This is a genomic window from uncultured Gimesia sp., from assembly GCF_937910335.1.
GTDB lineage: Bacteria > Planctomycetota > Planctomycetia > Planctomycetales > Planctomycetaceae > Gimesia.
In genome coordinates this window covers 1-9,190 of record NZ_CALEMX010000395.1, presented here as the reverse complement: position 1 = coordinate 9,190, position 9,190 = coordinate 1, and the positions used below count along the sequence as shown (strand labels likewise).

The 9,190-nt window shown below is 45.7% G+C and carries 6 protein-coding genes; 1 reads left to right on the top strand and 5 read right to left on the bottom strand.

All coding sequences use genetic code 11. The features are described from left to right. Positions 1 to 255 precede the first annotated feature (255 nt). Positions 256 to 1,083 (top strand): aldolase/citrate lyase family protein, encoded by an 828-nt coding sequence (locus tag Q0668_RS15655; protein ID WP_298866341.1) that lies wholly within the window; start codon positions 256 to 258, stop codon positions 1,081 to 1,083. A 32-nt stretch (positions 1,084 to 1,115) separates the two neighbouring features. Here the strand turns inward: Q0668_RS15655 and Q0668_RS15650 are convergent, their stop codons facing one another. From Q0668_RS15650 to Q0668_RS15630, 5 genes are all read right to left on the bottom strand, one after another. Next, complete coding sequence (locus Q0668_RS15650; RefSeq protein WP_298866339.1) at positions 1,116 to 2,555, bottom strand: DUF1501 domain-containing protein; 1,440 nt, start codon at positions 2,553 to 2,555, stop codon at positions 1,116 to 1,118. A gap of 33 nt (positions 2,556 to 2,588) precedes the next feature. Continuing rightward, entirely contained in the window at positions 2,589 to 5,297 is a 2,709-nt protein-coding gene (locus tag Q0668_RS15645) for a DUF1553 domain-containing protein (RefSeq protein WP_298866337.1), read from the bottom strand. Between the two features lie 401 nt (positions 5,298 to 5,698). Then, complete coding sequence (locus Q0668_RS15640; protein WP_298866335.1) at positions 5,699 to 6,211, bottom strand: hypothetical protein; 513 nt, start codon at positions 6,209 to 6,211, stop codon at positions 5,699 to 5,701. Between the two features lie 83 nt (positions 6,212 to 6,294). Next, entirely contained in the window at positions 6,295 to 7,593 is a 1,299-nt protein-coding gene (locus Q0668_RS15635; protein ID WP_298866333.1) for a DUF1501 domain-containing protein, read from the bottom strand. 98 nt (positions 7,594 to 7,691) lie between these two features. Beyond that, positions 7,692 to 9,190 (bottom strand): DUF1553 domain-containing protein (locus tag Q0668_RS15630; protein WP_298866331.1); only part of this gene is annotated, 1,499 nt, incomplete at its 5' end.

Here is a 9,190-nt window from a genome sequence, read left to right as displayed (position 1 = left end):
GTAACATTGCAATACCTGCGCCCCTCGATAAAACCAGCACCGAACGCATTGCCTGGGAGCACATCGAACTCGCGGCAGCAATTCATGACCGCGACGTCGAACGCGCTCGCGCATTAATACGATTACAGCTTCGACATTATCTACCAGAAGTAAACAGTGAATAATATCCGCTGAGAATATATTCTCCAGGTCTGAAACGAATTGAGACCTTCATCGATCCACCCAGGAAATACAGCAGCAAGGAGCCAGTAGCAGATGAGACTAAGCCGAGTAAAAGAAAAATTAAACCGTGGTGAGCCTGCTCTGATTACCTGTTGTCACCTCACTGATCCTACTGTGTATGAGCTTGTCAGTTCAATGGGCTTTGATGGCATCTGGCTGGATGTGGAACACCATTCGACAAGTGGTGAGACAGCAGCCAATTTAATGCGGGCTGCCCGAGTCGGTACATCAGACATCATCGCGCGTCCGGCGAAAGGCGAGTTCATGCGAATGGGACGCTTACTTGAAGCGGGCGCCCAGGGAATTATGTACCCGCGTTGTGAATCAGCCGAGGAAGCTGCAGAACTTGTTCGTTGGGCGAAATTTGCCCCTGAAGGTGAACGTGGCGTCGATGGAGCTAATGGCGATAACCCCTATTGCTGTATGCCCATGCCCGCTTATCTGAAAGCGGCAAATGAACACACGCTGTTAATTGCGCAGTTAGAGTCGACCAATGCTCTTGAGCAGGCGGAAGCGATCGCCAGTGTACCCGGGATCGATGTGTTGATGCTGGGCCCCGGGGATTTGAGTGTAATGGCAGGCATACCCTATCAATTTGATCATCCATTAATCACCGACGCCTATCGCCGCGTTTCCGAAGCGGCTGAAAATGCTGGTAAGTGGTGGGGGACAGTGAGCGGGACTCCAGAGCACACGCAGATGTTATTTGATCTAGGAGCAAAATTCATCTGCCGTGGATGTGATCTGATTATGGTTAAGCAGGGCATGGAGCAGATTCAGGAACAATACGCTTCACTTGGTTTTACATTTGATAATCGTCTGATAGCAGAAGCTGAAGAACTTCAGAAACGCTATCCATAGCACTCTGACGAGAAGCGAAATCCACTAATCGGTTATGCAAACAAATCGCTGACGACATGTCCTTCGACATCAGTCAGGCGAAAATCTCGACCTGCATGTCGGTAAGTCAGTCGTTCGTGGTCGATGCCCAGCAAGTGAAGTATTGTCGCATGTAAATCATGCATGTGGACCTTGTTTTCGACAGCTTCATGGCCAAACTCATCAGTGGCTCCATACGAAAATCCCGATTTGACACCCCCACCGCAGAGAAAATGAGTAAAGCCTTTTGGATTGTGGTCGCGACCATCGGCGCCCTGCGTAAAGGGGTTTCGGCCAAACTCGCCTCCCCACCAGATCAAGGTGTCTTCCAGGAGCCCTCGTTGCTTCATGTCTTGTATGAGTCCAGCAACTGGTTTATCACTCGCTTTTGCATGAAATGCGTGTTTCTGAATTTTGCTGTGTTGATCCCACCGTGGATTATTTCCATTGTCGGCATAGTTGACTTGTATATAACGTGTGCCCGCTTCAGTCATGCGTCGTGCCAGCAGACACTGGCGCCCAAAATCGTCAGTTTCTGCCTGCCCGATTCCATATAAATCGAATGTTGATTTTGACTCTCCCGACAGGTCGGTCAATCCGGGGGCATGTTGCTGCATCCGAAAAGCCAGCTCGAATGAATTGATAACGGCGGCTAGCTCGTCATCTTCTTTATGGGATTCCAACTGGCTTCGATTGAGTGATTGCAGGAGATTCAGTTGAGCGCGTTGTTTACTAAGAGACGATTGGGCATTCGTAATATTATTGAAGCGGGCTTTACTTGCGGGCTGCCCTGCTCTTCCCAAAGCCGTTCCCTGAAAATGCGAAGGGAGAAATGCGTTCGAAAAATTTCGTGGCCCACCATTGGATGAAGAGGGAGAGATGGTGATGAAACCGGGTATGTTTTCGTTTTCTGTACCGAGCCCGTAAGTAATCCAGGATCCCATTGAAGGCATGATCAAATTTGTTGTGCCCGTATGCAGAAACAATGTACTCGGTCCATGCGCCACGCCAGTAGTATGCATGCTCCGAATAAAACAGAGGTCATCAACGTGCTTACCAATTTCAGGAAAAAGATCGGATACCCAATGGCCGCATTCACCGTATTGCCGAAACTTCCAGGGTGACTGCATGATCTTTTCTTTGCCGAACGTTCCCGTCTTTGCGATCTTTCTTGCATCTTTAAATTCAAGCTCTTCTCCATGTTTCTTTTCCAGAAGCGGCTTGTAGTCAAAGGTATCAACATGACTCGGACCGCCCTGCATGAAGATGAAAATGATCCGTTTTGCACGAGGTGCAAACATAGGCTGTTGTGGTGCCAATGGATTTCCGAGAGAAACGCTGGGAGAATTTCCATTTGCGCGCGAAAGAAGCCCGGAGAATGCCAGCGAGCCAAAGCCACAGGCTGACGAACGCAACAGCATTCGTCGAGAAACAGGAACATGTTCTTCCAACATGGAAATACTCCAGGTACTTGAAATAGGTGTTGGCTATTTGATGTATCGAAAATCAATACAGGCAATGATGGTTTGGCAGAAGGCGCTCCAGGTTTCGAGTTCCGTCTGATCGCCCGTTGACTGTGATTGATTTATATAACGTTCGGCATTTGCTTTTTCAGATGAATCAGGCAACCGCCCGAGGGTAGTTCGAAACAACGCGTCAATCCGATCTGGCTGGTCTTCCGGAAATTCATTAATCAACCGTTGAGCAATGTTTTTTGATTGTTCAATTACAAACGGATTGTTCATGAGGAACAGAGCCTGTGTTGAGAGTGTGCTGGTATTACGACGTCCGAGAGATAAGTTAGGGTCCGGAAAATCAAAAATCGCCAGTAAATCGTGTAAGCAATTGCGAAAAACGGGAATATAAACACTTCGAAAATGATCATGGAACAAGTAGCCGTACTCGGTTTTGGTATCAGGCTTGATTGTTTGCTCGTGCTGTGAAAGATCAAGCTTTCCACTGACATACAAGATTGTGTCACGAATGGCTTCTGCATCTAGTCGACGATGGTTTTGATGAGTTAAATAGCGATTCGTAGGGTCAGCTTCACGCTGGTTTTTAGTCGACTGACTGGAAAGTTGATAGGTTTTCGAAAGGACAATTTCACGGATGATTGATTTGGTGGACCAGTTGTTTTCCACTAATTTCAAAGCCAGAAAATCAAGCAATTCGGGATGTGAGGGAGTCTCGCCGCGGAAGCCGAAGTTATCGACCGTACGCACCAGGCCTTCACCAAATAAATGATGCCAGATTCGATTCACATAGACGCGCGCGGTAAGAGGATTTTGTGGGCTAGCAATCCATTGCGCCAATTCCAGTCGGCCACTGGTATTTTCAGGTATCGAAACAGGATCGGAAGTCTGAGCAACACGAACAAAGCCGCGGGGAACTTTTTTGCCCAGATGATGCACGTCGCCTCGAATCAACAGGTGATAATCTCCCGGTTCGTCACTCTCGTATATAGACATGATTTCGGGAATCGCTTTGGGAGCGGACTTCTTTTTTTCTGCAATCTTCGCGGACAATTCCTTAATCTGTTTTTTTGTCGTTTTGATATTCAGCATTCTTTGTTTACTTTGAATGACTGCCGCTTGTTGCTGATTTTTGGGAGTGGGTTCAACGGGAGCAGATATAAAACGGATAGCGTCGACAATCACATAACCATCAGTCCCTTCATTGGAAACAATGATCTCTTCATTTTTCGCACCTGTAAAATCAAAGGAACCTAAGGATGCGTACGCGCCATCCGTCGGTTTGAGCCTCTGATTTACATAAACGGTATGTGTCTTTTTCGATGTTTTGATGGTGACTGGAACACGCGAAGCCCGCGATTGATCGGAATTATAAGCCAGCTGTACGTCGTACCGTCCCGATTTGAGCTGATGAGGGGTAAATTTGACTTGTTTTTTCCCTTTGGCGGCGTGTTGATCGTGTATATATCCTTTTCCGATATAGTTCTTAATATAAGTCGATTGCTGCCAGTTTCCAACGAGCGTCGCCGAAGTGTCATCAATGGTAATCGTATTGATTTCTTGTTTCAGTTGTTCTAATTCTTTTTGCTTAGCCTCTTTCTGTGCAGTCAGACTTGCCAGAGTCTGATTAAACTCGTCGATAGCGTGCTGCTGTTTCGGAGGCAATGGCAAGGGACGCTTCGTCCAGCCGGAGACATTCCCGGGGGTTAAAAAATGGGAACTGCGAAAGATACCAGCTAACGCATAATAATCTGAGGCAGGAACCGGGTCGAATTTATGATCGTGGCAGCGTGCACAACCCAGAGTCATCGCCAGAAATGCTTTTCCAACAGTTTGAATCTGTTCGTCAATCACGTCCATCCGTAACAGCTCTTTGTCTTGCTGTTCATAATTCGAAGGTCCTAACAGCAGAAAACCTGTTGCCAGCCAGCGTTCTCGTTGTTGCAGGTAATCCTTCGATTCCAGTAAATCACCGGCAATCTGTTCCAGAATAAACTCGTCAAACGGCTTATCTTGATTGAATGAATCGATCACATAATTTCGGTAGCGCCAGGCGGATTGATAAAGGAGTGAGCGCCCACCTCCCGTTGATTGTGAGTAACGGGCAATATCCAGCCAATAACGGCCCCAGCGTTCTCCAAAATGCAGGGACTCTAATAATTGATCAACCAGACGCGCGGTTGCATCTTCACTCTGATCATTCAGGAATTGGTCTATTTGTCTGGGCGTGGGAGGGAGACCAGTTAAATCGTAGTACAGACGACGGATCAAGGTAACACGATCTGCTTCAGGAGCCGGAGTCAGCTTTTGCTTTTCCTGTGCTGCCCGAATGAAACGGTCAATCCCAGATCGATTCCAGTTGGAATCAGAGACAATGGGAAGGCTCTGTTTCTGTATTGGTTGAAAAGCCCAGAATTCTCTTCCTTTTTCAATATCAATTTCATGCCGAACGGATTTGCTTTCTCCTTTGCGAGGATCAGGTGCTCCCATTTTAATCCAGGTTTCAAAATTAGAAATGATTTCAGGAGCGAGTTTTCCGGAAGGAGGCATTTCAAAGGACTCGTATCGCAAGGATTCCAACAGCAGACTCTCTCCCGGTTTGCCTGGAACGAGAGCCGTTCCGGAGTCGCCCCCTTTTAAAGTGCCGGCGAGAGTGTCCAGTAATAATCCACCGCGGATCGATTTGGAATCGGAAGCATGGCATTCGTAGCAATGTTTAATCAAAACCGGACGAATTTTCGTTTCGAAAAACGCAATACCTCGGTCTTTACTGGCTGCATTTTCTGCGTTCGCATTCGTGGACCATCCCGCAAAACATCAAAAAAATGATGAGGGGTAGGTAGACTCTCAAGAAGTTTCTTTCAGGCCGTAGCATCCACGACGCTCCACTCTCAGATGAGGAACTAAAAACACAACTGGCATCAAAGCATGTTTATATCAGGGTTTAGGAGTAAAAACAACTCTTTTTCTTTCATTCATACAAGGGAGAATGCCCATTTTCAACGTAGGCTAAGGCTAAAAAAACACCCCCGGCTCCTTCTAAAGGGCCGGGGGTATTTGATTCATACGAATTCCTCAACAGTCTGTTTCAGAGTGAATCTGAATCAGCATTGTTTCTAATTCGATTAGCTGTTTTTCTTTTTCTTCTTCTTTTTCGAACCTTTGGCAGGTTTGATTTTTGTAAGTTGCTCGGCAGTTAATACTTTTGCAACTTTACCACGGACTTCTCCATTTAAAGCACGCGTTTCTTTCTGAAGTTCCTTCATTTGTTTTTTCTGATCATCAGAAAGATCTAATGCAGCACTGACAGCATCACGGAGTTCTTTCCCTTTTTTACCAGAATCCTTCGCATCTTTCATCGCTGTCCGTCGTGCTTTAGTTTGATCGGCAGTCAGAATCTCACGATTTTTCTTTTGCATGGCGGCAAACTTTGGTGTGTATTCTTTTTTCAAAGCGCCCACTTTTTCTTTTTGCTCTGCAGTAAGCTCAATTGTATCAGGAAATTGTAAAGCCTGAATTTTGACATTTTGTCCCTTTTTGCCCTTTTTCTTTTTGTTCTTTTTATCTGCCGCATCTACGGAAGCGACACAAGCCAGGATTAAGGCCAGTGCCACAAATGTTTTAGTTACTTTCAACATGCTCTTTTTCCCCCTCAGGAAATGACGTAAATTGCCAGATATAGAACTTTGATATTGGCTGAAATATTAGAAGACTTCAAATGTCAGGAAAACAAGTTATTAATCACGTTGCCATTACGGACGATCGTGATAGGACGCCCTGAAGTCGTGTGATATTCTTTGGAAAAATCAATGCCGAGGTTCTCATAGAAAGAAGCGGCTACATCATCGGGAGAATATCCTTCGTCAGCAGGCTCTGTTCCTTTATCATTACTTTTACCGAGAACCTGTCCGCCTTTAACAAGGCCGCCCGCCATCAGCATAAACATACAACGTGGGTAATGGTCGCGGCCGCCACGTTCTGTGTTGATTTTGGGAGTTCGTCCAAATTCACCTGTCACATAGACGGCTGTTGACTCGAGTAATCCTTTTTCAGCCAAACCGTTAAACAACGCAGATAGACCTGCATCCAGAGGAGGCAGTAATCGATTTTCAAGCGTATCCCAGTTGTTTCTATGAGTATCCCAGCCACCCATGGAAACTGTTACGAAACGTACCCCCGACTCAACCAGTCGTGAAGCCAGCAAACAGCTTTGCCCAAAACTGGATTCACCAAACGGCTTGGAAAATGAGGGAGATTCTTTCGAAATATCGAAAGCATTGCGTGCTCTTTTGGATGTGATGATGGAATGGGCCTGTTGACCAAATCGGTCCAACCCTTCAATCAGCTGTGAATTCTTTTCCAGACTGTTGAAAGTAGTATCAATATCCTTCAGCAGTGATTCACGGCGTTCAATGTTCTCAACCGTCAATCCTGATTGCAATGAAATTCCACGGACGCTGAAAGGCTGCCCGGCGCGAGGAGTCGCTCCCGTATTGAGTGGAGCGTATTTGACGCCAAGAAAACCTGGTTTTTGAGTGGAATTAGGAATCGATACATAAGGAGGTAAATTATCCGGCCCTGGATTTTCTTTGGTAAAGACAGCACCATAACCGGGATATTCCAATGATGGCAGTGGACGATTTCCTGTGTTGACATAAGACCGTCCTAATGCATGTGCTGCAACTGAATGCGAAACACCTCGGAGCAATGCAAATTTATCCATGCATCCAGCCAGCTTAGGCAGATGCTCGCAGATTTGAATCCCATCCACATTCGTCTTGATCTCCTTGAATTCTCCACGATATTCACTGGGTGAATTCGGCTTCAAGTCGAACGTATCCATGTGGGATGGTCCTCCCGACAACTCAATAAAGATGGCAGACTTTGCTTTTTGCGGTTTTGCATCGCCGGCAGCTACCATTTTGAGATAAGAAGAGAGCGTCACACCGGTGAAACCGAGTGCTCCGATTTTGACAAAATCACGGCGTTTGACTCCATCGCAGGTTTTTGAAATGGCCATCTGAATTCCTTTCGCGTTGATTTACCTGACTATAGCGACTCAGGCTTGATTTGTTTGTTTATGTTGTATTTGACTCAATCGATTTTCAACAATTTCATTTAATGATTAAGCATGAATTCCTTGGTGTTAATCACTGCCCAGATCAGATCGTATACACCTGCGATTTTATCTTCAGACTCGTTCAGATACTTTCTGGCTGCTTCTTTTTCTGAGTCTGTAGGGAATCGACTCAAACTTCTGAGATAAGTTTTTGTGATGATTTCCTCTGTTTTGTCAGCGGGAATTGGTTTTTCAAATGTCTGCAGACGAGCAGGAGAATTTTTGATTCGCTTGGACATTTGTTGTACTTTTTTGAGATCAGCGTTCAAAGTTCGTAGTCGTTTTTGAGACTGCTGTAATTGCTTTTTCTTGTCTGGTTGTTTTTGTAATTTGGCGATCTGTTGCTTCGCCGCTTTTGTCTGTTTTCGAAGTTGTTCAACACGTGTGGCAGCGCGGTCTTTTTGTGCATTAGGTTTTTGCACTGCCCCTAGTTGCTGTCCAACCTGGAATAACCAACTGCTGTTGGATCGGTTAATGGCTGAATAAACATCGTTGTCATTTTTGATATACATGGTCTGCAACAGACTGGGTTCGACCGAACGATCACAGTCACAGTTATTATCACGCTTGGATCGACCAAAAATGGTCAAGGCATACTGTTTTTCTCGCATGGTCCGATTCCGAACACCGGAAGCGGCAATTCCAATGGCGCGTCCATCAAGGCTGTTTTTCAAAGAATCAATGGCATCATCAGATGCGGTTGCCTGGTGAATCGCATCGTATAAAACTTCTGCAGGTAAACGGTGCGGGATATAGTGGCTGAAATTAACTTCATCCAGTTCATTCGTTTTATTGGTTTTCCAACTACGCTGATAAGTGTCACTGTTAGTGATTTCACGATGCAGCCATTTCATGTCGAAATCGCGACGTACAAATTCACGAGACAGATATTCAAGCAAAGGAGCATTCGTGGGAGGATTCGCCAGATTCAAATCATCGGCTGGTTCAATGATCCCTCTATTAAAGTAAGCGGCCCAGACGCGATTGACAAAAGCTTTAGCAAAATAGGGATTGTCTTCACGACGTAACCACTCCATCAGAGCTTCGCGTGGATCTTTCATTTTATTGATTTCCACGACTTCAGCACCCAGCAACTTGGCGGTCGCAGGACTTCGGGTGTTACCCCGTCTTTTTTTGTTCTTTTTGTTTTTGTTGTTTGTTCGCTGTGGACGTGCTTTGGTAACATATACTTCCGAGAGAGGAACGATTTTTTTGTTTTTCACTTTCTTGTTTAACTCACGAATCAGTTGGTTTCCACGCAGCTTGTCGGCACCTAATTCTTTGACCATTGCCGTGTATTCCTGACGCGATTCCGGATTGACACCAAAATTAACTCGCGTGAAAAATCCTCGGAATTCTTTGAAGTCGGTTTGTGTCCATTGATCGAATGGATGTTTATGGCACTGTGCACATTGGATACGGATACCCAGGAAAGTATAAGCAAACCCTAAGACACGATCGTCTGGATTTCGGAAATTACGTCGTGCCCAGTAATAAG

What these genes read in the sequence shown, in the direction of transcription:
- Q0668_RS15655 (WP_298866341.1), top strand. Translation starts at nt 256, where the DNA reads ATGAGACTAAGCCGAGTAAAAGAAAAATTAAACCGTGGTGAGCCTGCT.
- Q0668_RS15650 (WP_298866339.1), bottom strand. Translation starts at nt 2,555, where the DNA reads ATGTTGGAAGAACATGTTCCTGTTTCTCGACGAATGCTGTTGCGTTCG.
- Q0668_RS15640 (WP_298866335.1), bottom strand. Translation starts at nt 6,211, where the DNA reads ATGTTGAAAGTAACTAAAACATTTGTGGCACTGGCCTTAATCCTGGCT.
- Q0668_RS15635 (WP_298866333.1), bottom strand. Translation starts at nt 7,593, where the DNA reads ATGGCCATTTCAAAAACCTGCGATGGAGTCAAACGCCGTGATTTTGTC.